24 protein-coding genes are annotated in these 22,054 nt (G+C 68.5%); 19 read left to right on the top strand and 5 right to left on the bottom strand.

Going from position 1 to position 22,054, the window contains the following annotated elements; translation table 11 throughout:
• Positions 1–9 precede the first annotated feature (9 nt).
• The gene (locus IU450_RS19560) at positions 10–717 is read left to right on the top strand and encodes a class II aldolase/adducin family protein (RefSeq protein ID WP_195151199.1); all 708 of its coding nucleotides are present in this window, start codon (positions 10–12) and stop codon (positions 715–717) included.
• Between the two features lie 31 nt (positions 718–748).
• Positions 749–1,690 carry an ABC transporter substrate-binding protein gene (locus IU450_RS19555; RefSeq protein WP_195151198.1) on the top strand — a complete coding sequence of 314 codons (942 nt, stop codon included), beginning with the start codon at positions 749–751 and terminating at the stop codon, positions 1,688–1,690.
• Between the two features lie 64 nt (positions 1,691–1,754).
• Here the strand turns inward: IU450_RS19555 and IU450_RS19550 are convergent, their stop codons facing one another.
• Positions 1,755–1,910: a hypothetical protein gene (locus IU450_RS19550; RefSeq protein WP_157230090.1), complete on the bottom strand. Its 156-nt coding sequence runs from the start codon at positions 1,908–1,910 to the stop codon at positions 1,755–1,757.
• A gap of 352 nt (positions 1,911–2,262) precedes the next feature.
• Here IU450_RS19550 and IU450_RS19545 point away from each other — a divergent pair, with 352 nt between their 5' ends.
• Complete coding sequence (locus IU450_RS19545; RefSeq protein ID WP_181721668.1) at positions 2,263–2,544, top strand: hypothetical protein; 282 nt, start codon at positions 2,263–2,265, stop codon at positions 2,542–2,544.
• Positions 2,545–3,328: 784 nt separating this feature from the next.
• On the opposite strand, the gene IU450_RS19540 is transcribed toward IU450_RS19545, so the two are convergent.
• The 3 genes from IU450_RS19540 to IU450_RS19530 form a co-directional block, all read right to left on the bottom strand.
• Complete coding sequence (locus IU450_RS19540; protein WP_195151197.1) at positions 3,329–4,300, bottom strand: DUF5996 family protein; 972 nt, start codon at positions 4,298–4,300, stop codon at positions 3,329–3,331.
• 224 nt (positions 4,301–4,524) lie between these two features.
• Positions 4,525–4,719, bottom strand: a complete 195-nt coding sequence (locus tag IU450_RS19535; RefSeq protein WP_195151196.1) for a hypothetical protein — start codon at positions 4,717–4,719, stop codon at positions 4,525–4,527.
• A 349-nt stretch (positions 4,720–5,068) separates the two neighbouring features.
• Complete coding sequence (locus IU450_RS19530; protein ID WP_195151195.1) at positions 5,069–6,196, bottom strand: TIGR03364 family FAD-dependent oxidoreductase; 1,128 nt, start codon at positions 6,194–6,196, stop codon at positions 5,069–5,071.
• A gap of 363 nt (positions 6,197–6,559) precedes the next feature.
• Between IU450_RS19530 and IU450_RS19525 the strand changes: the two genes are divergently transcribed.
• Genes IU450_RS19525 through IU450_RS19470 form a run of 12 tightly spaced genes read left to right on the top strand, consistent with a single transcriptional unit; the run spans position 6,560 to position 18,398 of the window.
• Positions 6,560–7,798 carry an aspartate aminotransferase family protein gene (locus IU450_RS19525; RefSeq protein ID WP_195151194.1) on the top strand — a complete coding sequence of 413 codons (1,239 nt, stop codon included), beginning with the start codon at positions 6,560–6,562 and terminating at the stop codon, positions 7,796–7,798.
• Positions 7,799–7,817: 19 nt separating this feature from the next.
• The gene (locus IU450_RS19520; RefSeq protein ID WP_195151193.1) at positions 7,818–8,870 is read left to right on the top strand and encodes an SDR family oxidoreductase; all 1,053 of its coding nucleotides are present in this window, start codon (positions 7,818–7,820) and stop codon (positions 8,868–8,870) included.
• The gene (locus tag IU450_RS19515; protein ID WP_195151192.1) at positions 8,870–9,328 is read left to right on the top strand and encodes an SRPBCC family protein; all 459 of its coding nucleotides are present in this window, start codon (positions 8,870–8,872) and stop codon (positions 9,326–9,328) included. Before IU450_RS19520 ends, IU450_RS19515 begins: the two co-directional genes overlap by 1 nt.
• A complete protein-coding gene (locus IU450_RS19510; RefSeq protein WP_195151191.1) occupies positions 9,325–10,806 on the top strand; it encodes a class I adenylate-forming enzyme family protein in 1,482 nt (493 codons plus the stop codon). Before IU450_RS19515 ends, IU450_RS19510 begins: the two co-directional genes overlap by 4 nt.
• On the top strand, positions 10,806–11,075 hold the full coding sequence (locus IU450_RS19505; protein ID WP_195151190.1) for an acyl carrier protein: 270 nt from the start codon (positions 10,806–10,808) through the stop codon (positions 11,073–11,075). Before IU450_RS19510 ends, IU450_RS19505 begins: the two co-directional genes overlap by 1 nt.
• On the top strand, positions 11,059–11,754 hold the full coding sequence (locus tag IU450_RS19500; protein ID WP_195151189.1) for a dihydrodipicolinate reductase C-terminal domain-containing protein: 696 nt from the start codon (positions 11,059–11,061) through the stop codon (positions 11,752–11,754). The genes IU450_RS19505 and IU450_RS19500 overlap by 17 nt, the downstream gene beginning before the upstream one ends.
• Positions 11,751–12,935, top strand: coding sequence for an acyl-CoA dehydrogenase family protein (locus IU450_RS19495; RefSeq protein WP_195151188.1), 1,185 nt, complete (start codon positions 11,751–11,753; stop codon positions 12,933–12,935). The genes IU450_RS19500 and IU450_RS19495 overlap by 4 nt, the downstream gene beginning before the upstream one ends.
• A 7-nt stretch (positions 12,936–12,942) precedes the next feature.
• A complete protein-coding gene (locus IU450_RS19490) occupies positions 12,943–13,653 on the top strand; it encodes a class II aldolase/adducin family protein (protein WP_195151187.1) in 711 nt (236 codons plus the stop codon).
• Between the two features lies 1 nt (position 13,654).
• The gene (locus tag IU450_RS19485) at positions 13,655–14,839 is read left to right on the top strand and encodes a hypothetical protein (protein ID WP_195151186.1); all 1,185 of its coding nucleotides are present in this window, start codon (positions 13,655–13,657) and stop codon (positions 14,837–14,839) included.
• Between the two features lie 21 nt (positions 14,840–14,860).
• Positions 14,861–15,472, top strand: coding sequence for a hypothetical protein (locus tag IU450_RS19480; RefSeq protein WP_195151185.1), 612 nt, complete (start codon positions 14,861–14,863; stop codon positions 15,470–15,472).
• Complete coding sequence (locus IU450_RS19475; RefSeq protein WP_195151184.1) at positions 15,469–17,661, top strand: MMPL family transporter; 2,193 nt, start codon at positions 15,469–15,471, stop codon at positions 17,659–17,661. Before IU450_RS19480 ends, IU450_RS19475 begins: the two co-directional genes overlap by 4 nt.
• Positions 17,658–18,398, top strand: a complete 741-nt coding sequence (locus tag IU450_RS19470; protein ID WP_195151183.1) for an oxygenase MpaB family protein — start codon at positions 17,658–17,660, stop codon at positions 18,396–18,398. The genes IU450_RS19475 and IU450_RS19470 overlap by 4 nt, the downstream gene beginning before the upstream one ends.
• A gap of 25 nt (positions 18,399–18,423) precedes the next feature.
• On the opposite strand, the gene IU450_RS19465 is transcribed toward IU450_RS19470, so the two are convergent.
• Positions 18,424–18,834, bottom strand: coding sequence for a hypothetical protein (locus tag IU450_RS19465; RefSeq protein ID WP_195151380.1), 411 nt, complete (start codon positions 18,832–18,834; stop codon positions 18,424–18,426).
• A gap of 328 nt (positions 18,835–19,162) precedes the next feature.
• Between IU450_RS19465 and IU450_RS19460 the strand changes: the two genes are divergently transcribed.
• The 4 genes from IU450_RS19460 to IU450_RS19445 all read left to right on the top strand — a co-directional run bounded on the left by IU450_RS19460 (position 19,163) and on the right by IU450_RS19445 (position 21,824).
• A complete protein-coding gene (locus IU450_RS19460; RefSeq protein WP_195151182.1) occupies positions 19,163–19,357 on the top strand; it encodes a hypothetical protein in 195 nt (64 codons plus the stop codon).
• A gap of 89 nt (positions 19,358–19,446) precedes the next feature.
• Entirely contained in the window at positions 19,447–21,159 is a 1,713-nt protein-coding gene (locus tag IU450_RS19455; protein ID WP_195151181.1) for an acyl-CoA dehydrogenase family protein, read from the top strand.
• A 252-nt stretch (positions 21,160–21,411) separates the two neighbouring features.
• Positions 21,412–21,636 carry a hypothetical protein gene (locus IU450_RS19450; protein WP_195151180.1) on the top strand — a complete coding sequence of 75 codons (225 nt, stop codon included), beginning with the start codon at positions 21,412–21,414 and terminating at the stop codon, positions 21,634–21,636.
• Positions 21,636–21,824 (top strand): hypothetical protein, encoded by a 189-nt coding sequence (locus IU450_RS19445; RefSeq protein ID WP_195151179.1) that lies wholly within the window; start codon positions 21,636–21,638, stop codon positions 21,822–21,824. The genes IU450_RS19450 and IU450_RS19445 overlap by 1 nt, the downstream gene beginning before the upstream one ends.
• Positions 21,825–22,054 lie beyond the last annotated feature (230 nt).

Below are 22,054 nucleotides of genomic sequence, written 5' to 3'. Positions count from 1 at the left end.
GGAGAGATCATGACCACCACCGAGACCCGGTTGCCGGAGTCCGTCACCGCTTTCGTCACCGCCGCGACACGCGACGCCGAGAAGGCATTCCGAGTGTTCCGGGAGACCGGCACCGTGTCCGGCAACGGCACCGTCAACTTCGTGGAACGGGTGCCGGGCGAGGAGATCGCCGTCGCCCTGAACGAACCGGGGCCCTGGGCCGAGGACCGCACCGTCGCGCCGGTGGTCGCCACTTTCGACGGGCAGGTGCTGTCCGGAACGGGCGCCGCCGGATTCGTCACCGGCTACGCGAAGGTGTTCCGCGCTCATCCGGAGATCACCTCCGTGGTGCACATCCACACGCCGTGGCTGGGCGGGTGGGCGCAGACCCACCGCACGCTGCCGATCCGCTACGCGGCCTCGCAGCGTCTCACCCTGTCCAGGGCGATCCCGCCGCACATCGACCGCAGCGTCGGCGCGGGCGATTTCATCCTGTCCAAGCTGGTCGACGATCCGGACCTGGTCGCGATCTTCGAGGCCAACGGCGGAGCCAATGTGATCGGACGCTCGGGGCTGCTGGAGCTGGCGAAGTTCGTCGTGCTGCTCGAAGAGGGCGCGCAGTACCAGGCCATCGCCGAAACCCTGGGCGGCTCGGTCGAATTCGATCCGTCCAACCTCGCGGTGCAGTGGAGCCGCAGTGGGCTCGCCGACGAGGCCCGTCGCCGCGGCCTGATCTGACCGGCACCTGTAGCGAAACCGAGGAGCGATCATGACCATTCGTGTCGGCTATTTCCCGCACAACAACTCCCTGTTCGTCCTGCGCCACCGCGGCATCTTGGAAAAGCAGCTGCCCGACGTGGAATGGGTCGATCTGCGCGACCTGCCGCGCCCTGCGCCGGTCGACCCGAGGACGGGTCTGCCGTCGCTGCATTCCGATCACTTGTTCACCGGCGGCTACGACTTCATCGGCACCGGCTTCACACCTCCGCTGACCGCGCTGGCCAACGGCCGCGACATCGTCTACGTCGGCATCTCCGGACCACGGGTGGAGAACGGCCGCCTGGTCACCAAGGCCGATTCCGGCATCGAGACGGTGCTGGATCTGAAGGGCAAGCGCGTCGGCATCGCCCACGGTTCCTGGCAGACCACACTCGCGTTGCTCGCGCTGGACCGCGCGGGCCTGGCGTGGAAGGACATCGAGCCGGTGGACACCGACGTGCACGACGGCGGCCCCGCGCTGCTGCGTGGCGACCTGGACGCCTGGGTGGGCGCGTATCCGGGTCTGGCCTCGATCGAGACGGCCGCCGAGCTGCGGACCCTCGTGGACACCGAGTCCCTGTTCAGCCATCCCTCGCTGTGGTTCACCCGTCGGGACTTCGCCGAGGGGAACCGGGCGGAGCTGACGGCGATCATCATCGCGTTGCAGCAGTCCGACGCGTGGATCGAGGAGAACCCGCGTGCGGCCGCCCAGTACTTCGTGGACGACGTGGTCGCTCGCGGGGGCACCGCGAGCCTGGACGCGTGGGAAGCCGCCCTGAGCGGCAGGCCCTTCGGTGTCGAACCCGTTTCCGAGGATTTCCTGGACGAACAGCAGCACGCGGCGGACCTGCTGGCCGCCAACGGCTTGTTGCCGAGGACGGTCCGCGTCCGGGACGCCGTCCTGCCGTGGATCGGCGAGACGGTGACCGCGAAATCGGGCGTAGCGGTCTGATCGGATGAAACGACGGGCCGGGGTGTCGTAGCGACGCCCCGGCCCGTCGCGTATTCGACGAAAGTCAGCGTGGTGAAATGTCCGGTCGTCCGCCGTGTTTTTCGGTGGAGCGCAGCTCGAACCAATACGCCGCGACAACGGTGGCGTAACCGGCAACGACGGCCGTCGCTGTGACGATCAATAGGGTGATGAGCAGTGGAATCAAGAAAGCGGTGTGCATTGTGCCCTCCCGGTCACGGTGATCTCAGCGGAAGGTTCGGCGCCGCACTGCACCGACATCATGTCAGCCCCTGCACTAAGTCAAATCGTAGAAGTCGCAGCCTTGCCCGGCACGGTTGCACGCTGTGAGTTGAATCATGCGCGCCCCGGTGTGTCGCCGGGAATACACCCGCGCCGTGCGGTCTAATTGATCTTGTCACGCGTTTTCCGGCAATACGCCACGGGACCGCCGGATCGGCGGCCGTGCGCGTCGCAGTGCCCGTGGCGCGCCGAAGTCCTCGGTAGCGCAGTTCTTTCTCTCGAATCTGTCTCCATTGTCATCTCGGCATGCGAAAAGGAGCCCGAACGTGAGCATGATTCTCGCCGCGCTGCACGACACCGTGATCGCGCAGCAGTTCGAAAATCCGACCGCGGAAGAGCCGCCGCTCGCGGACAAACTGATGCAGATGGGCCGCTACTTCACCTGGTTGGTCCAGCTGTCCGGGATCACGGCGATCACCTACGGCGGTGGCAGGTTCGCGTGGGAGAAATGGAACGGCGGCACACTGCAGTCGCCGAAGATGGTCGCCAGCGCGATGGCGGGCGGCGCGGTGGCGACGAGCGCGGGCACCATCATGAACGCGATCATCGGCTGACGCACGGCCCGGACTCGCACCGCACCGGCCCGACGGTTCTGCGTCGGGCCGGTTCTCGGATTCCATAGGCGGTCACGACTTCACCGCCGTGCGGCCGCCGGATCGCTGTCGCTGCCCGCCGGTTCGAGGCCGGGCGTTCGAGCGTGGCGCAGGGGGCCCGTCGCGGGCCTCGGGTGAGGTCGGCCGAATTCCCCGCGGTGTGGCTTCGCGGAGCCGTCAGCGCCGTCCGGTGCAGTATCCCTCGGGGGTGTACTGGCAGGGGCGCTCGGTGCGTCCACGGTATCCGCCGTGATTGCTGCTCCGGCTCCGCTCTCCCACGCCGGAACCACGCTTGTCGGCCGGGTTGTGCGAGTACCGGTCCGCTGTCGTGGTCACGAAAGATTCCGGTGCAGCGACGGACGCTGCCGTCACGACCGCTCCACCGATCAGCGCCGAAGCCACCACTCGACGCACTGTTACGCGCTTCCTTGAGTTCTCCATGAGATTCATCCCGTCGATTAACGTGCCGTCATATAACGATACATTGATCGGTGACCCAACACACGTGTTTGTTCCCAAGAGTGGGGATGGCACGGATCGAGGACCTGATCACGTCGTTGATGGCACGGTCGTGCCGGACGTCGCGGAAGATTTGGCCTCTGTCCAACGTGCCGTTGGGTAGGTAACAAGGATGCCGTCGCAACGGTTGCGGGGTTTGCGACAGTCCCCGGCGATCGGCGCGCCGAGGCGCGTCGCGACCGTGGAGCGCGACCGTCACCGGCGCACTACTCGCAGTCGGAGCCGATCACGGCTGCACCACGCCCACGTCGTGGACTCGGCGCTTGTGATTCCAGCGGCCCGTGTCCGCCTCCAAGGCCGATCGGTCCCAGTGGCCGAGTTCGGCGGCGGCCGTGTACGTCGAGTCGAGGAACTCGAGCAGCGCCGACTCGGGCGCTTCGGCGGTGCGAACTGCCTCGTACGGCAGGAGGAACTGCCGCAATTCCGTGCTGTAGAAAGCTTCTCGCGGACCGACGTGGCAGTCGGAGAAGCCGTCCGGCTCCGGATACGCGTAGGCATAGAAGGCGCCTTCCGCGCCGCCGCCCGGCCAGAAGCCGCAGCTGCTCAGTTCATGCGAGTAGCCCTCGACCATGACCCAGTCGCCACAGTTGGGGGCGCCGCCCGGGTGCCGAGGAGCGGCCCGCCCGGAGAATCTGGTGCACGCCAGATCCATCGCTCCCCAGAAGAAGTGCACGGGGCTCACTTTGCCGAGGAAACCCGATCGGAACCGGTGCATGACGCGATCGGCGGCGATCAGTTGCCGCCAGAACAAGGTGGCGGACGCGGCGTCATAGGAGCGGTGCTCGTAGTCCTCGGCGAACGGTATCGCGGGCTCGACCTCATTGGGTCTGCCCTGGATGTGCACCGGAATGCCGAGTTCGCCGAGCGCGTCGACGGTTTCGCCGTAGAAGGCCGCCACCGGCTTGGGTTCGAGCGCGACCTGACGAGTGCGGCCATCGCTGGAGCGGATGTGCAACCGGTGGTCGAGGAAGTCGAACTCGATGTCGAAGCACCCCGCCGCATGCGGGATCGCGGATGTGGTCAGTCCCCGCGGGCTGACGTAGAACGTCACCTGCCACCAGTGGTTGACCAGCGGAGCGCGGGAGAGTCTGATCTTGCCGACGATCTGTGTCCACATATGCAGCGTCTCGCGGGTAGGAGTCCAGCTATCGACGCGCAAGGCGGGCCACGGTTCAGGCGCGGCATCTGGGCCTGTCATCGCTGCACCTCCATTCTTTCCGGGAATTCTCGGTGCCGACGCCGCGCGCAGGCGCCCGGCGAGTCGCGGCGCAGCGTTCTGCACGCTCAAACTACCCGGTGAACAGGTGCTCGGAAGCCCTATTGCGCGGTAAATAGCAATCTGCTGGCAAATTCCCGGCGCGGGATCCCCGGGGCGGTCGACGGACTGGTGCGCGGAGGGATCCACGACCGGCGTGCGACACCTCAGCGCCGACGCGGCCAACTCTCGTGCGCAGTCCCCATGCTCGTCAGCGGCAGTGTGGCCCCCTCGTCGGCTGCCCGGACTTCACGGCGGGAATTCGGATCCCACACCATGGCCGCGGCCGCACCGCCGAGCAGAACCAGGATGATGGCAACGATTGCCACCCACAGCAGTACCACCGCTAATTCTCCAGTCATTCCCGTCCGCTCCGTATTGCGCGTTATGCTCTGGCGGACAATTACTTTCGTGCTTGCGAGCATTCTTTACACGCGGGGCTACCGGCGCGAATCGACACGCGGATTCTGTGGTGTGACAGCACAACGGCTCCCAGGATTTGGGATACGTCCGGTAACGCATAATGTCGCGATCGGACGGCGACGGGAGGCCCGAATGTCGATGCTCAGATCGAGGATCTGATCGAAGGATCGATGCGGGTGCTGTACGCGGTATGTCGATCCTCCGCATCTCTACTGCGACGCGGGGACGCGGCTGTGGCACCGGATGGTCGCAGTGCGGCCCGGCATCTCACCCGGCCGAGCGGGCTCCTCAGAGTCCGAGCAGGTCGGCGGTTTCCTCGCCGAGGGAGGGGCCGAGGGTCGTGCCGCGGCCGCCGGGGCCGGTGATCACCCAGACATTGCGGTCGGCTCGGGCGCGGGTGACCGGGACGTCGGGGTCGACGCTCTGGCTGTACACGCCTGCCCAGCGCCGCACGATCGGCGGCAGTTCGTGGCCCAGCAACTCCTCGGCGACGGCGGTGAGATGTTCGTACGGGGCTTCGTCGACGTCGAAAGCGAAGGGCTCGGTGTACTCGTGGGTGTCGCCGATGGTCAGACCACCGTGCAGGCGCTGCACGCACAGCAGTTGCATCTTGTGCTCGGCGGCCGTCGCGGTCTGCGACTGTTCGCGGTTGAGCAGGTCCACCTCGGGGCCCGCGAAGCCGGGGTAGTAGCGGAAGCTGTCGCCGTCGGCGACAGCCGTGGTGAGCGGTTCGCCCAGCGAGGCGGTCTGCATCATCTGCAGCCGGACCCGCCGCACCGGGAGCGTTCCGGCCAGTTCCCTGGCCAGGCCGGTGTGCGCGGCGCCGGGGCAGACGAGCACCAGATCGGCGTCGAAGACGCGGTCGCGGTCGTCGCGCACCCGCGCGCCGGAACCGGTGTCGGTGACCGCCCTGGCCTCGGTGCCGGAATGGAAGGTGTAGCGGTCGCTCGCGGTGAGGTAGGCGCGCAGTGCGGGCAGCGCCTGTCGCGACTCGACCACGGCGTCGGTCGAACAATGCAGTGCGGCGAGGAATTTGCCGCGCAGCGCGGGATTGACGGCGCGAACGCGCTCGGGGTCGAGCAATTCGAATCCGCGCGCCTCGGCCCCGGGACCGGCCGCCGCGGCCTCGGCCACCGCCAGTTCCTCCGGGGTGCGCACCAGGGTGAGCGAGCCCGCCGGCCGGAATCCGACGCCGGGCACCTTGCCGCCGATCTCCTCCCACAGCACCCGCGACCGCAGGGCGAGGTCGAGGTCCGCGGCCGACCGCCCGGACACCCAGATCAGGCCGAAATCGCGCACGGTCGCCCCGCGGGCCTCCGGTTCCCGTTCCAGCTGCACGACTTCGTGTCCGCGGCGGATCGCGGCCAGGGCGTGGGCGGTGCCGACGATGCCGCCGCCGATGATCACCAATCGCATGGTTCAAGGATGAACAATGGTCCGGACCGATCAGTGGTTCTCGCGCAAACAGAAGGTTAACCGCCTGGTGGACGGGCGGATCGGGCCAGCGAAGCCCGTCCGGGCCACAGCCTGCCGGGCTGCTGAGCGATCGGACCTATCTCGGTCGCGGTCCCGTTGCGCGCGAGGGAACTTGTCTGTGACCTGCGGTTGTGGGCCATGCCACAACTGGAGGGAACCGGGCAGCTCCAAGGCTTTATGGTCGGCCGTTCATGTCCGGTGCGGCCGCAGTCGAGTTGACGCTTTGAGAGACTGAAACTTAAGGTCTCTCATGTACTCAGGGGGTGCTGGTGGGTGCCCACATTATGACCCGGAAAGTGTTGTATGACAACGGAATTCGTGGTTCTCGAGCAAACCCGGCGGCATCTCGGCAGAGCGCGGGCGCAGCTGGGCAACCTGCTCGGTGGGTTGGTGGAGCATCGCTCCGAGGGGGCGCGCCTGTGGACCACCGACGGCCGCGAATTCCTGAACTGCGGTGGTTACGGCGTCTTCCTGCTGGGAGCGCGCCACCCGCGCGTAGTCGACGCGGTGACCGAGCAGCTGGGCCGTCATCCGGTCGGCACCCGCGGCCTGCTCGAATCCGCGGCGGCGGGCGCGGCGGCGGCATTGGCCGAGGTCGCCCCGGCCGGACTGACCAAGGTGTACTTCGCGGGCGCGGGCACCGAGGCCACCGAGGCGGCGCTGAAGATGGCCGCGATCCTGGGACGGACCCGGCTGATCGGGGCGGCGGGCGGCTACCACGGCAAGACCCTCGGGTCACTGTCGCTGACCGCCAACGACACCTACCAGGGACCGTTCCGCGCCCTGCTGCACGGTGCGTCCCGGGTGCCCTACGGCGACGCGGCCGCACTGGACGCAGCGCTCGGCTCCGACGGTTCGGACGCCTGCGTGGTGCTCGAACCGATCCAGGGCGAAGGCGGGGTGATCGTGCCACCCGCCGGATATCTGGCGCAGGCGCAGCGGCTGTGCCGCGACCGGGGTGCGATGCTGGTCCTCGACGAGATCATGACCGGACTCGGCCGGACCGGCACCTGGTGGCGCGGCGAGGTCGAGCAGATCACCCCCGACGTGCTGCTCGTCGGCAAGAGCCTCGGCGGCGGCGTGCTGCCGGTCTCCGCCGCGATCGCCACCGAGGAGGCGTACGCGGCCTTCGACGCCGACTTGTGCCTGCACACCTCCACTTTCTCCGCGGCCCCGCTCGGCATGGCCGCCGCCACGGCGACACTGGCGGTGCTGCGCGAGGAGGACCTGGTCGGCGCCTCGGCGCGGATCGGGGCCCGGTTGCGCACCGGACTCACCGAGATCCGTGATCGCACCTGCCCTCGGCAGCTCGTCGACATCCGCGGCGCAGGCACCCTTTTCGGCCTCGAGTTCGCCGACGCGGGACTGGCGGGCGAATTCCTGCTGGAAATGCTCGACGCTCGGGTGATCGTCAACCACTCGCTCAACGCGGGTCCGGTGCTGCGCCTGACCCCACCGGCCACCTTGCAGCCACTCGATGAGGCATGGCTGCTGGAGGCATTCGAAAGAGCTTGCGTGCGCCTGGCGGCCCACGCGAACTGACCTTCTGCGAGGAGAAGTCGTGAAGATCTTCGTCACCGGCGGCGCCGGTGTCGTCGGAGTGCCGCTGATGCGGATGCTCAGCGCCCGGCACGAGGTCGTGGCGCTCACCCACAGCCGCCCCGTCGCGCACGCCGCGGGCGTGGTGCGCGGCGACATCACCGCGCCGGGACTCGGACTGGATGCCAGGGACGCCGAACTGGTGCTCGACGGACTCGATCTCGTCGTGCACTGCGCGGCGAACGTCGATTTCGCCGCGGGCGCCGAGGAATTGCACGAGGTGAACGTCACCGGCACCCAGCGCGTGCTGGACCTGGCGGCGCGCGCCTCGGCGCGTGTGGTGCACGTCAGCACCGCGTTCGTCGATCTGGAGCCACCGGAGGACGTCACCGGCGGCTACGCCACCCTGCGTCCCGGCGAGTACCTCGCTGCCAAGAGGGCGGGCGAGGCGGCCGTTCGGGGTAGCGGCCTCCCGTACACCATCGTCCGCCCCTCGGCGATCGGCGGTCACTCGAAGACCGGCGCGATCACCGAATATCAAGGTGTGCACAGTATTTCCCGCGCGATGCTGCGCGGCTCGGTGCCGCTGTTCCTGTGCGCCGCTCGAGCCCGCTACGACTTGGTGCCGTGTGACGTGGTAGCCGGGATGATCGCGGCGGTGGTCGACGCGCAGGACGCGCCGGAGGTGGCGTGGGCCACCATCGGCCCCACCGCGATCACCGCCCACCGCCTGCTGGAGATCTTCGACGAGACCGCCGCGGAGTACGGCCTGCCGCACCGGAGTCCGCGCCGCGCCGATCCCGAGATCTTCCAGCGTCTGCTCAAACCCGCGTTCTTCGACGATCTGCGCCCCGCCGAGAAGACCAAGATGGCGAATTTGATGACCACCCTGGCCGCGCTGTTCCAACCCGAGCCCATGCCCACCTCGCTCGGTGTGATTCCCGGTGCGCCGCAGGCGTATTCGAACACCGACGCGGAAGAGGTCATGCGCATCACCTACCGCACCGTGATCGCCCGCGAGAACATGGCCGAGGCCGGCTCGGCCGCGCACGGGCGCAGCGAGGTGATGGTCTGATGGCCGAGCGTTCCGTGGCGGTGCGGGCGACCGTGCGCGATGCCGACCCCGACGTGGTGTTCGCGCGCCTGCGTGATTTCCCCTCCTACGCCGAGCACGCCGACGTGGTCCGTGACATCACCCTCGATGTCGACCCGCACGGCACCCAGGTGAGCAGTTGGTCGGTGTGGTTCCGCAACGGGCTGCTGCAGTGGACCGAACGTGACGTCGTCGACGAGGTCGCGCGCATCCTGTCGTTCGAGCAGATCACGGGTGATCTCGCGCGCTTCGACGGCGCGTGGCAGGTGACGGCGCACGACGACGCGGTGACGGTGCGCTTCGACGCCGTCGTAGATCTCGGCATTCCGTCGCTGGCCGACATGCTCGACCCGCTGGCCGAACGGGCGTTGCGCACCAACACCACCGAGATCCTGCGCGGCTTGTTCGGTCCGGAGATCGAATTCGGTGGGCAGGCATGAGCGCCGACGGTCCGCGGCCGACCCGTCTGTACGAGGCGGTCGCCGCCGCGATGGACGCCGCGCCCGATGCCAGGGTGCTCACCCCGCGGGAGACCCGCACCTTCGCCGACCTGCGTGCGGACGCCGCCCGCCGGGCCGATCTCCTCGACGGCGTCGCCCCGCGCGGCGGCAGCCGCATCCTGCTGACGCTGGCCAATCACCCCGACTACATCGCCACCCTGCTGGCCGTGTGGTCGCGGGCGGACCTGCCCATCCTGGCCGACCCGAGCCTGGGGCGGGCCGAGATCGACACGCTGGTCCACGGCTGCGGCATCGATGCCGTCGTCCACGCGCCCACCGACGCCGACCGCGCCGGATCGGTGGCGCTGGACGACCGCTCGGTGGCGGTGCCGACCGGACGCGGCGGTGCGCGTCCCGCGCTCGCGCCGGATACCGAACTGGGACGCCTGACCTCCGGGTCCACCCGGGCGCCCGCCTGCATCGAGTTCTCCGCACGTGCCGTGCTGGCGGCGGCTCGAACCTGGTCCGGCGCCGCCGGATTGACGCGAGCGGACCTGAGCCTGTGCTTCGCGGGTCTCTACAACGGCCTGGCCTTCAACACCACGCTGATGCCGAGCCTGCTGACCGGCGCGAGCCTGGCCCTGCCGGGCGGGATGCCCAGCGGCGGCGCGATCGTGCGGCAGGTCTCGACGCTGCGCCCCAGCATTCTGGTGGCCTTCCCCGCCGCCTACGAGCGGCTCACCGACTACACGGGCTCCGCTCTACCGGAACAGGCGCGAGAAGCGTTGCGCGGCATCCGATTGCGGCTGTCGTCGGCGGCGCCGCTGCCTGCCTCGGTCGCGGCGCACGTGACGGCGCTGTCTGGTCCGATCTCGGACTATTACGGCATCGCCGAGACCGGGCCCGTCACCTTCGCCGACGGCAGCAGACCCGAGGGCAACGGCATGCTCCTGCCGGGCGTCACCGTCGAATCCCGCCTCGGCGCGGACGGAGCCGAGGTGCTGCACGTGCGCACGGCGTCGATGGGCACCCGGTATCTGAACTACCCGGGGGAATTCGAGCGCGCGATCGCCGCCGACGGCAGCTATGTCACCTCCGACACCGGTTCGGTGGTGGACGGCGAACTCTTCCTCGGCGGCCGTGCCCAGCCGGTGCTCGACATCGGCGGCCGCAAGTTCACCGTCGAGTCGGTCAGCGACGCCATCACCGCGCACCCCGACGTGATCGAGTGCAAAGTGCTCGCGCTGACCACGCCCAGCGGCCGGGACTGCGTGGGCGCGGCGGTGCAGACCCGCGCCCCGCTCGAGGCGGCGCAGTTGCGCGGATTCCTGCGCGAACGCCTAGCCGACTACAAGGTGCCCGAGGTGCTCGTCGTCGTCGGGGAACTGCCCCGTGGCGCCACCGGCAAGGTCAAGGCCGCGGCGGTGCGTGAGCTGCTCACGCACACATTCCAGCAACCGGTCACGGGAGGCCGCTGATGTCCGAGGTAATGGAGGATTCGCTCACGAAGGCGGTCGCCGATCTGGTCGCGACCGCGACCGACGGCACGGTCGACGCCGACACCGCGCAGCGCTCCGAGCAGACGTTCGCCGACGCCGGGATGACCTCGCTGGCGTTCCTGCGGCTGGTCGACGCACTGGAGATCCGCTACGGCGTCGAGATCGATCTGGAGAACGATCTCGACCACCTGCGCACGGTCGCCGCGATCGTGGCCTATCTGAGGAACCAGGGTGTCGAGGACGCCTGACCGCCCGGTCGCGGTGGTCGGCGCCACCGGCCGCCTCGGCCGGGCGGTGGTCGCCGCCTGCGAGCGGGCGGGGGTGCCGGTGCTGACCGTCGCCGACTCCGCCGGATGGACGATCGGCGCCGGAATGCCCGGGGTGGTGATCGACGCCAGCAGGCCCGCCGCGCTCGACGCGGTGGCCGCCTACTGCGTGCGCACCGGGGCGGCGTTGCTGTCGTGCGTGTCCGGTCGGCCCGATACGGCGAACGAGACGTTCGCCGCTCTCGCGCAGGATATTCCGGTCATGCTCGCCGCCAACCTGAGCCCGCTGCATTGGTTGCAGGCCCGGGCCACCGAACTCGCGGCGGGCTTGGCCGCCGCATTGGTGGCGGACGCGGAGTTCACCGTCCTCGACCGTCATCCCACCACCAAGCTCGACACGCCCTCGGCGACCGCGAAGAACCTGGCCGCACTGCTGCCGGACGGCGCGACGATCCTCGCGCAGCGTTACGGTGCGCCGGTCAGCGACCACCAGGTGGTGATCACGGCGGTGGGGGAGAGCTGGGAACTGAGCCACCGCGTCCGTGATCTGCGCGGACCCGCCGCGGCAGCGCTGTCGCTCGCGGGGTGGCTGGAACAGGCCGCCCCCGGCCGGTATACCGCGGCCGAGGCTTTCGCCGAACTCGCGGGAGCGGGGACATGACCGGGGCGGCCGCGGGAGCGGCACGACAGCGCGGGGGCGTCGGCGCGGCGGATCCGCGGCAGAGCACGAGCATCTCGGAATCGTCGACGACTGCGTGGGGTACGGACCGGTTGCGCGAGTTGCTCGGTGACTGCGCAGAGACCGTGACCGAGCACGAGCGCGGGGGCCGATTCCCCGCGGAGCTGTTCCGCCGGATCATGGCGACCGGCCTGGCCGAACGGGTGATCGCGCAGGAACCGGGAGCGGTACGCGAGTTCTGCGCGAACGTCGAGGTCATCGCCGAGAGTTGGCTCGCTCTGGCCGAATCGGTGCATTTGCAGACCCTCGTCGCCCGCACCATCGCCCGGCACGGGCAGCCGCAGGTGCGGGCCGCGCTCGTACCCGCGCTGGTCGAAGGCCGGATGCTGGGCGCCAACTGTGTGAGCGAGCCCGCGGCCGGATCCGACATGTCCGCCATCGAGTTGCGAGCCGAACCGACCGACAACGGATTTCGCCTGCTCGGCACCAAGACCTGGGCGGGACACGCGCCGCTGGCCGGCGTGTTCGTCGTCTACGCGCGCACCAGCGACGCCGGGCTCGGCGGGCTGACCTGCTTCGCCGTGGACGCCGCGACCTCCGGTGTCACCGTCGCGCCCGCGGCCCAGAAGCACAGTGCCGCCGCGCTGCCCAGCGCCGACATCGTGTTCGACGGCGCCGAGGTGCCCGCTGATCGCGTACTCGGCCGGGTGAACCGCGGCGCGCGGGTGGCCGACGACATGTTCACCCAGGGCCGGGTCGGCTTGGCGGCGTGCGCGGTCGGGCTCGCCGAGGCGGCGGTGCGTCGCTCGACGGCATACGCGAAGACGCGAATCCAGTTCGGCGTGCCCATCATCCGGCACCAGGCCGTCGGTCACCTCCTGGCCGACATGGCCACCCAGCTCGCCGCGTCCCGGCAGTTGCTCTACCGCGCGTGCGCGGAGATCGACGCGGGCGGACCGGAGGCCGGGCTGCTCGCCGCCCAGGCGAAACTCTTCGCCACCGACACCGCCATGCGGGTGAGCACCGACGCCGTCCAGATCCTCGGTGCTTCGGCCTACCTGCCCGGCGAGGCGGCGGAGCGGTGGATGCGCGAGGCCAAACTCCTGCAGATCATTCAGGGCACCAACCAGATCCAGCGCAACGCCATCGCGGCACGACTGTGAGGACGCTATGACTTCCGCATTGGTGATCCAAGCGGCGATCGGTGCGCGAGCACTGTCATCCGGGGGCCACGACGACTTCAACCAGGGCCAGATCTCGGTCCGCAGGCCGGGCCGGGATCGCTTCGCCATCAAGGGCGCACTGGTCGGCTTCGACGAGGCCACCCCCGCCGATTTCGTCGAGGCCGGGGTCGACGCCGCCGAGGCGCCCGACCCGCAGGCGCCGCCGGAACTGCCGCTGCACCAAGCCATCTACGCCGCCCGCCCGGACGTCGCGGGCATCGTGCACAGCCACGCCCCGGCGAGCCTGGTGTTCGGCGCCCTCGAAGCCGAGCTGGTGCCGCTCAGCCACGAGGGCGCGCTGCTCGGCGGCGAGGTCCATCGCTTCCACGACACCAGCAACACCGTGCTCACCCTCGACGTCGGCGCCGCGATCGCCAAGACCCTCGATGACGGGGTCGGGGTGTTCCTGGTCAACCACGGCAGCGTGGTCGTGGGCCGCAGTGTGCGCCACGCGGTGGTCTTCGCGCTGATGCTCGAACGCGCCTGCCGGCTCCAGCTGGACGCGCTGGCCAGCACCCGGCCGTTCGCGACCTCGAACTCCCTCGACGTGGCCGCCAAGCGCGACTACATCTTCGCCGACCTCTCGGTGCGTTCGTACTGGGAGCACACCCGCAGACGGGTGCACCGCGCGCACCCGGAGACCGCGGAATGGAGCTGACGTGCAGATAGCCGGAGCCGGCCTGGCTTGGGGCGATGTGATCCATCCGCCGCTGCCGCAGACCGTCGGCATCGAACCGCTCACCGGACCGGTGGCCGGCGCGGTCGGTCACGTGGACCGCTTGATCGGTCGCCGCCGCGACGGATCCCGTTTCGTGCCCTCCGCCGGGGCTACCTACCCCTACGAGATCCTCTTGGTGGCACCGGATTCCGGTGCGATCGCGTTGCTGGACCCGGCCCGCAAGCAGTTGGTGATGCGTGCCGACACCGGCTTCACCACCGACGCCGACGACTATCTGTGCCTGCTGGTCGGGCGGCCCTGGCTGTCCATGCGCAAATACGGCGCCCGCGGCTACCTCTACCACCTGATCGACGCCGGTCACGCCCTGTTCTCCCTCGCGCTGCTGGACCGTGAGGACAGCGCGGCCGACCGCTTCGCGCAGGGTCTGCCGGGCACCGGTCCCGGCGGTGCGGCGGGCGATGTGCTCGCCGCGGGACTGGTGCGCGCGTTCGTCCCGCACGACGGGGAAGCCGACGGTTGGCGGCTGGTCACCACTTCGATGCCGCGGGTGCAGATGGGCCGCAACGAGTTCGAGCAGTGGGCCGACCGCCTGCGTCCGCCGGGCCCACCACAGCCGGTGTTCTTCGACCGCGCGGGCGAGTTGCCCGGCAACCTGGCGCGGTTCATCCCGATCCGCCGCTCGGCGGCGGCCTTCGGCACCGGCACCCCGCCCGGCTACGACCTCGACGCCATCGTCGGGGGCGCGCTCGACATCGCCGCCGCCGCCCTGAACCGCTTGGGATTGCCGATGCCGACGGTGCACTTGGTGGGGAAGCTGTCCGCAGGGGCGGCCTTGCCGTCCGGTGACCTGCTGACCGGCTTGGCCGGACAGGAGCATCTGCTCGGCGCGGAAGCGTTCGTCGTCTTCAGCGCTCCCGCGAGCGAAGACGACTCGACCATCGACGCCGGTCGGCAGGCGCTGCTGCTCGGCACCGGAGTCGTCGGACAGGTGCTCTACCTCGTCGCCGCCCGGCACGGGGCAGGCGTCACGGGAGTCGGGGGACTCGCGCCGGAGTACTGGAACCGGGCGTTGCCCGCCGGGCGGCAGACCTTGTACCTGACCGCCCTCGGCAGGCCGGTGGGTGGGGAGAAATTCGATGCCCTCTACCAGGGCGCGCACGGGTGAACCGTGACGAGAAAGGGTGAGATGACTACCGTGACGATGCCGTCGAACGTCGCCGAGCATCAGCGGGCCGCCGCCGCGCGGGTGCTGGCCGACGCCTTCGCCGACGACGCGATCTGGCAGGACGTGCGCCCGAAGCGGCCCGGCCGCGCGGCGAAGGCGCTGTACTGGTTCTTCCGCGCCGAGGTGGAGATCTGCGCGCGCCTGGGCGGCTACCTGCAGGCCACCTTCGGCGCCGATCAGCAGCCCGCGGCCGTGCTCATCGCCTACGAGCGCACCGGTCCGCGGTTCCCGCTGTGGGTGTGGCTGTTCCGGCTGCCCGCCATCGTGCTGCTCGGCCTGCCGCGCACCGTGCTGATGGCGAGGATGCTGGCCAAAGTGGAAGCTGCCCATCCCACCGAACCGCACTTCTACTTCTGGTACGTCGGGGCCAGGACGCTCGGTGGCGGCGCGACGCTGCTCAAGCGCGTCATGCGGGTGGCGCGGGCCAAGGGCCTGCCCGGTTACGGGGAAGCCAAGTCCGGGGACGTGGTGCAGATGTGCGAAATCCTGGGCTGGCAATCGCATCCGCCCATCGAGATCGGAGCCGGGCACAAGGTCACGCCCGTCTGGTGGCTGCCCGCGGAGGGGAAATGACGTCCACCGACACCGCGGGCCCCGAGACCGGGAATACCGGCGTGGTGGCCCGCATCGCCGGAGCGTGCGCGCGAGCGCCCAAAGTGGTGTTCGTCGTCGTGAGTGTCGTGTTCGTCGTCTCCGGAATGCTGGGCGCGCTCGTCACCGACCGGCTGACCTCGGGCGGTTTCGTCGACCCGGACGCCGAATCCTCGCACGCCGCCGACGTGCTGGCCGCCGAACACGGCGTCTCGCACATGCAGCTGATCTTCGCCGTCGACGCACCCGATGGCGCGGACGCACCCGAGGCACGCGCGGTCGCCGAAAGGATCGTCACCGATCTGCGACAGGACGACCGGGTGAGCACCGTGACGTCCTGGACCGAACCCACCGGCGCCGCGCTCGTCAGCCGTGACCACCGCACCGGTCTGGTGATCGCGGGCTTGGACGGTGACGACGACACCGCCCAGCGCGCCGCCCGCGATCTGTCCGAACGCCACACCGGCGACCGCGACGGCGTCACCGTGCGCGCGGGCGGTCAGGCGATGGCGTTCGAGGAGATCAACGCCGCCGCCTCCCGTGACCTCGTGCTCGCCGAGGGGATCGCGGTGCCGTTGACCTTCCTGCTGCTGGTGTTGTTCTTGCGCAGCGTCATCGCCGCCGCCGTGCCGGTGGTGGTCGGCGTGCTCGCGATCGTCGGCACGACCGGCGTGCTGTACCTGCTCACGTTCCTGACCGAGTTGTCGGTCTTCGCGCTGAACATCACCACCGCGCTCGGTCTGGCGCTGGCGATCGACTACTCGCTGTTGCTGATCGGCCGCTACCGGGAGGAGATCAGTCGTGGCCTGCCGCACGAGCAGGCCCTCTCCTCGGCCATGCGGCACGGCGGCCGCGCGGTCGTGTTCTCCGGTGTCATCGTCGGTACCGCGTTGATCGGGCTGTGGGTGTTCCCGATGGCCTTCCTGCGGTCCATCGGCTACGCGGGTGTCGCGGTCGTTGTGCTGTCCATCGTGCTGGCGATCACCTGTGTGCCCGCCCTGCTGGCCCTGTTCGGACCGCGCATGAACCGCAAACCGCAGCGCGAGGCCGCCCCCGCCGAGACCACTCGGCTCTACCACCTCGCGCGCGCGGTGCAGCGGCGTCCGCTGCTGGCCGCGCTGCCGGTCCTGGCGGTGCTGCTGCTGGCCGGCTCCCCAGTCCTCGATCTGCGGGTCGGTCTGCCCGACGACCGGGTGCTGTCCACCGAGGCCCAGTCCCGCGCGGTCGGCGACCGTATCCGAGACGGGTTCGACCAGAACATCACCGGCACCGTGCACATCGTCGTCACCGGCGCGCCGGCCGAGCTGCTCGCCGACTACGCCGCGCGCTTGTCGCGGGTTCCCGACGTCACCGCCGTCACCGGCACGGCGGGGGTCTACGCGGCGGGATCGTCGGCAGGCCCGGCCACCGGAGCCGTCGGGTCCGACGGCTCCGCGCACCTGACCGTCGCGACGGCACTGAACCCGTATTCCGACGCGGGCCGCGGCCAACTCGACGCGCTGCGCGCCGTGGAGGCTCCCGGCGACGTCCTCGTCGGCGGACTGGCACAGCAGACAGCCGACACCTCGGCCGGCATCTCCCGCGGCTTCGTGATCGCATTGCTGTGGATCGTGGTGACCACCGTCATCCTGCTGTTCCTGCTCACCGGCAGCATCCTGTTGCCGGTGAAAGCGCTTGTTCTGAATACCCTTTCGCTGTCCGCCACATTCGGCGCACTGGTGTGGGTCTTCCAGGAGGGCCATCTCGCGGGTCTGGGCACGACGGCCACCGGCTACACCGTCGCCACCGTCCCCGTGCTGCTGTTCTGCGTCGCCTTCGGCTTGTCCATGGACTACGAGGTGTTCCTGCTGTCGCGCTTCACCGAGGAATGGGAACGCTCCCCGCGTGCCCGCGGCGACGTCGACACCGCCGTAGCCGTGGGCTCGGCCCGCTCCGGCCGCGTCGTCACCGCCGCCGCCCTGCTCATGGCCGTGGTCTTCGTCGGCATCGCCACCAGCGAAGTCTCGATCATGCGCGCCCTGGGCGTCGGCCTGGCACTGGCCGTCGTCCTCGATGCCGTCCTGGTCCGCACCATCCTCGTCCCCGCGGCCATGCGGATAGCGGGGATCGCCAACTGGTGGACCCCGCGGTGGCTGGTCCCGGTCGTCGCCCGGGCGAGGCTGCGCGAATGAAAAGCGCTCCGGTGGAACGCGATTCCCTGCTCGGCCGCTATCTCGGCGACCGTCGTTTCGCCTTGACCTTGCCCCGTGCGGTCGGGTTGCAGATCCTGCACCCGTCCGTCGCGGCGGCCATCGTCGCACATGCGCCCAGCAGCTTGTGGGCGCACAAGAAGCGGACGGTGTCGCGGATGATCTACCTCGCGTACACGCTGTGCGATCCGCATCCAGCGATCCTGTACGGGCACGGGCTCGTGCACGGCGTCGACAGCCGGGGCAAACGCTACAGCGGCCTGACGCCCGAGCTGTTCTTCTTCCAGCACGCGACCTACGTCGACACCCTGTACGCGGCCATCGAAACCTTCGACCGCCCATTGAGTCTCGACGAGAAGAAGACGCTGTACGCCGAATGCTGCGAGTGGTATCGGCGGTACGGAATCTCGGCGCGGCATATGCCGCGGACATGGGCGGACTTCAACGATTACCTGAAAGCGGTGTGCGCCACCGACCTCGCCGTCACCCCCGACAGCGGCAAACTAGCGCCGGAGCTGTTGCGACCCGACGCCTGGGTACCCCGAGTGCTACCCGACTTCGCGGTACGGACGTTGCTGCACGAGCGAACTCGGGAGCTTCTGGGGATCCCTTTACAGCCCGCGGACCGGGCGGCGACGGCCGCTTACGCGAATGTCGTGAAGACCGGCATGCGCGCGATGACGTCGCGAGCCCGCTTGGTGCCCGCGGCGCGGGCCTGACGAGAGCCCACGCGAGGGGACGCCGTCAGCGCTGACCGTGGTCGGCCCGATGCACCTTCCGTGCGGCGAGGATCAGCGGGATCTGCAGCGGAAGCCGCAGCAGGGCAACTGCTTTCAGGGGCGCCGGAATCCGGTCGTCGCGCAGCCAGTCGACCGCCATCTGGATGTTGGCCGGGAATACCGCCAGGAACAACCAAGCGGCCGAGCGCCCGCCCCATCGCCGCGTTCTCGGTGTCACCAGCGCGGCGGCCACGACGAGTTCGGCCACGCCGGAGCCGTGCGTGTACAGCCGAGGCCGGCCGGGCAGCTGTGCGGGGATCACCGAGTCGAACGGTCGTGGTGCGAGGAAGTGCAATACCCCCACGCCGAACAGCAGCGCGGCCAGCCGCCGCGCCGTTGATGCCGCACTGCGTCCGCCCGCGTCGACGCGCTCCAGCGATGTGGTCACTTCGTTGCCTTCCCGAAGAGTAAGCGCCAGGCATGCGCATTCGCTATCGAATGTAGGGTAACTTATCCGGAAGACTACGCAACGCGGGCTACTGAGCTATCGCCGGTCGTCGCGGGTAGGTGCGATGAAGTACCTGGGTTCTATCCTGTCGAGACTGCAACTCACTCCATCGGTGCAGCCGTCCTGATAGTGTGAATATACATTAACATAAAGCGCAGTCGCACGGCTGCTGGTCGGCACATTCGGGCGCAGTCGGCGAGGGATGTCGTGGCGGGCGCCGTTCCTGTCCTTTGTATGCATGGTGCAGTGAGTCGAGATGGTGATCCCGCACAACGTTCGACATATCCATATCGAATCCGGGGCACTCGTCTTGGACTACCAAGCGTGCGCCGAGCAAGCCGCGAGTGTGGCCGAGGTCTTGGCGAGCAGTCATCCGGAGCTCATCGTCACGATCGACGACAACGTCGACGCCGGGTTGCCCGCGCTGCCCTGCGGCGACCTGTGGGATTGAGGATGTGAGCAGCGCCAACGGATTGACGGCAGATGTCGTCAGTCTTAATGTGATGGCACTTGCCATCACTTTGGAAGGCGGCGTTCGCCATGGTTCTGTTCAATCCGAAAACCGAGACGTTCGAGGAGTTCGATCCCGCCACGCGGGCTCGGTTGCGTTCGGTGGTCGACTTCTTCGAGAAGAAGGGCAAGCGGGCGCTCACCGGCGACGCGCAGCGCGCCGAGTGGTACGAGGACTGGATGGAGTTCCTCGCCGAGAGCCGCATCATCGCTTACATGGCGACACCGCGGTCGAGCGCGGGCGACGACCCGGACAAGCGCTGGGACACCGCGTTCATCTCCCGGTTCAACGAGATCACCGGCTTCTACGGACCGCAGTACTGGTACGCCTGGGGTGTTTCCACACTCGGTCTCGCCACCATCTGGCAGAGCGCCAACGGCAAGGCGCACCTGCGTGCCGCCGAGGAACTCGACCGCGGCGGAATCATCGGTTTCGGGCTGTCGGAGAAGGATCACGGCGCCGACATCTACGCCACCGACATGCTGCTCACCCCCGACGGGGCGGGCGGGTTCACCGCTACCGGCAGCAAGTACTACATCGGCAACGGCAACGTGGCCCGGATCGTGCCGACCATCGGCAGGCGCACCGACCTCGAAGGTCCCGACGCGTACGTCTGGTTCGTCGCCGACAGCGGGCACCCGAACTACCGGCTGATGAAGAACGTCATCCACGGCCAGAACTTCGTCAGTGCCTACGATCTGGTGGACTATCCCGTATCGGCCGACGACGTGCTGCACGTGGGCCGCAAGGCATTCGACGCCGCGCTCGCCGCGGTCAACTGTGGCAAGTTCAACATCGGCATGGTCGCACTCGGCATCACCGAGCACTGTTTCTACGAGACGATCAACCACGCCTCCGCCAAGATCCTGTTCGGGCATCCGGTCACCGACTTCGCGCAGGTGCGGCAGATTCTGTCCGACAGCTACGTGCGTATGAACGCCATGCGCCTCTATCACGAACGGGCGATCGACTACATGCGCTGCTCGACGCCGGAGGATCGCCGCTTCGTGATGTTCAACTCCATCGGCAAGATGAAGGTCACCCGTGAGGCCGAGCGCGTGTTCCGTGAACTCTCGGATGTCATCTCCGCCAAGGGTTTCGAGAAGGACACCTACTTCGCGATGGCGCGCGGCACCATCGACTCCATGCCCCGGCTGGAGGGCACCGCCCACGTGAACATGGCGCTCACGCTGAAATTCATGCCGAGTTTTCTCTTCGATCCGGCAGAACTGCCCGCGGTGCCGGTGCGACGGGATCCCGGCGACGACGAGTCGCTGTTCCGGCAGCCGGGCGCGGCCGGACTGAGCAAGGTTCGCTTCGCCGACTGGCGGCCCGCGTACGCGCCCTACCGGCATCTGCCGAACGTGGCGCTGTTCGTCGAGCAAGCCGAGCAATTCACCCAGTTCCCGGTGCAGGCGCCGCCGACCTCGGCGCAGTTGGAGGACCTGGACTATCAGCTGGCGGTAGGAGAGTTGTTCACGCTGCTGCCCTACGGGCAGCTCATCCTGGAGCAGGCCGAGATCACCGGGACGTCGGACGACCTGGTGGATTCGATCTTCGAGGTATTCGTGCGGGACTTCTCCGCGTACGCGCTCGGGGTGTTCTCGAAGGCTTCCTCCACTCCTGCTCAGCAGGACTGGGCCCGGAATGTGCTGCGCAAACCGGTGATCGACCAGCGGCGAACCGCGCGTCTGCACGACGAGGTGCTGAGCTACGCCGGCACGTTCGAGATGAACCGGTAGCCCATCTTCCGGTCGCAGTGGAGAATATCTATGAACATGGCGAGGTCGAAGGACGTCTCAACTGATGCTATGTGCTGCTCAAGTCGGACAAATCGGAGCTGATTTGCTCGCAGGGCTTCCATATGGAGAAGAATTGTGACTAACATAGCGCCTCGGGTCCCCTTGGTTCGGCGGTGCGGGCGGACACCTGCGGTACGGCAGGTGTCCCAACCCGCGGCGCCGCGGGATCGGAGCGAAAGGATGCATCGACGCATGCTCAAGAAACTCGACCGAATACTCGGTTACGAGATGAAGGTTTCCGAGTTCCTCGGCACCCTCATCATCATCGGCGTTCCGTATGGGCTGATCGGGGTGATCTGGACCCTCACCCACACCGGTCACCTGCGGGACATGCACGGCCTCGATCTGGTCATTTCGTTCCTGGGCTCGATCGTGTGCTGGCCCGTGCTCACCTTCTCGAATGTGTGCATGACCTGATGATGGCTCTGGTGTGGCTCATCGACGTCCTGGTGATCGTGGTCAAGATCCTCGGTGGGCAGATGAAGGTCAATCCCGTTCTCCGCTTCGGGCTCTGGGTGGCTGTGCTCAGTCTTCTGGCGGCCGGTTGCGTGGTGCTCGTAGCCCTCGTGGTGCTGCTACAGCGCTGGCTGGAAGGCCTCGCCTAGCCGCGCCTGCGGCTCGGACGCCGTCTGTCGCGATGAAGAATATTTAGTTACTTAAATCTTCTCTTGCTTTTCGGACGATTGCTCATCGAGCCGTACCTGACACGTATATCCAGCTCATCGCATGGAGGCGGGAGGGATGGGGTGTCCGCGACGGTGCTTCGGCTGGCTTCGAACATGAAATAGACGATCACTTAACACTTGTACGACGTCTGTGAGATGTGCAACACTGC

Source organism: Nocardia abscessus (genome assembly GCF_015477775.1).
Lineage (GTDB): Bacteria > Actinomycetota > Actinomycetes > Mycobacteriales > Mycobacteriaceae > Nocardia > Nocardia abscessus_A.
This window is presented reverse-complemented; position numbering and strand designations above follow the sequence as displayed.

Excerpts from the sequence above, each read along its gene's own strand:
- IU450_RS19460 (WP_195151182.1), top strand. The coding sequence starts at position 19,163 with ATGGTGATCCCGCACAACGTTCGACATATCCATATCGAATCCGGGGCA.
- IU450_RS19535 (WP_195151196.1), bottom strand. The coding sequence starts at position 4,719 with ATGACTGGAGAATTAGCGGTGGTACTGCTGTGGGTGGCAATCGTTGCC.
- IU450_RS19555 (WP_195151198.1), top strand. The coding sequence starts at position 749 with ATGACCATTCGTGTCGGCTATTTCCCGCACAACAACTCCCTGTTCGTC.
- IU450_RS19475 (WP_195151184.1), top strand. The coding sequence starts at position 15,469 with ATGACGTCCACCGACACCGCGGGCCCCGAGACCGGGAATACCGGCGTG.
- IU450_RS19505 (WP_195151190.1), top strand. The coding sequence starts at position 10,806 with ATGTCCGAGGTAATGGAGGATTCGCTCACGAAGGCGGTCGCCGATCTG.
- IU450_RS19470 (WP_195151183.1), top strand. The coding sequence starts at position 17,658 with ATGAAAAGCGCTCCGGTGGAACGCGATTCCCTGCTCGGCCGCTATCTC.
- IU450_RS19455 (WP_195151181.1), top strand. The coding sequence starts at position 19,447 with ATGGTTCTGTTCAATCCGAAAACCGAGACGTTCGAGGAGTTCGATCCC.
- IU450_RS19545 (WP_181721668.1), top strand. The coding sequence starts at position 2,263 with ATGATTCTCGCCGCGCTGCACGACACCGTGATCGCGCAGCAGTTCGAA.
- IU450_RS19450 (WP_195151180.1), top strand. The coding sequence starts at position 21,412 with ATGCTCAAGAAACTCGACCGAATACTCGGTTACGAGATGAAGGTTTCC.
- IU450_RS19530 (WP_195151195.1), bottom strand. The coding sequence starts at position 6,196 with ATGCGATTGGTGATCATCGGCGGCGGCATCGTCGGCACCGCCCACGCC.
- IU450_RS19540 (WP_195151197.1), bottom strand. The coding sequence starts at position 4,300 with ATGACAGGCCCAGATGCCGCGCCTGAACCGTGGCCCGCCTTGCGCGTC.
- IU450_RS19490 (WP_195151187.1), top strand. The coding sequence starts at position 12,943 with ATGACTTCCGCATTGGTGATCCAAGCGGCGATCGGTGCGCGAGCACTG.
- IU450_RS19515 (WP_195151192.1), top strand. The coding sequence starts at position 8,870 with ATGGCCGAGCGTTCCGTGGCGGTGCGGGCGACCGTGCGCGATGCCGAC.
- IU450_RS19480 (WP_195151185.1), top strand. The coding sequence starts at position 14,861 with ATGACTACCGTGACGATGCCGTCGAACGTCGCCGAGCATCAGCGGGCC.
- IU450_RS19560 (WP_195151199.1), top strand. The coding sequence starts at position 10 with ATGACCACCACCGAGACCCGGTTGCCGGAGTCCGTCACCGCTTTCGTC.
- IU450_RS19495 (WP_195151188.1), top strand. The coding sequence starts at position 11,751 with ATGACCGGGGCGGCCGCGGGAGCGGCACGACAGCGCGGGGGCGTCGGC.
- IU450_RS19525 (WP_195151194.1), top strand. The coding sequence starts at position 6,560 with ATGACAACGGAATTCGTGGTTCTCGAGCAAACCCGGCGGCATCTCGGC.
- IU450_RS19445 (WP_195151179.1), top strand. The coding sequence starts at position 21,636 with ATGATGGCTCTGGTGTGGCTCATCGACGTCCTGGTGATCGTGGTCAAG.
- IU450_RS19510 (WP_195151191.1), top strand. The coding sequence starts at position 9,325 with ATGAGCGCCGACGGTCCGCGGCCGACCCGTCTGTACGAGGCGGTCGCC.
- IU450_RS19550 (WP_157230090.1), bottom strand. The coding sequence starts at position 1,910 with ATGCACACCGCTTTCTTGATTCCACTGCTCATCACCCTATTGATCGTC.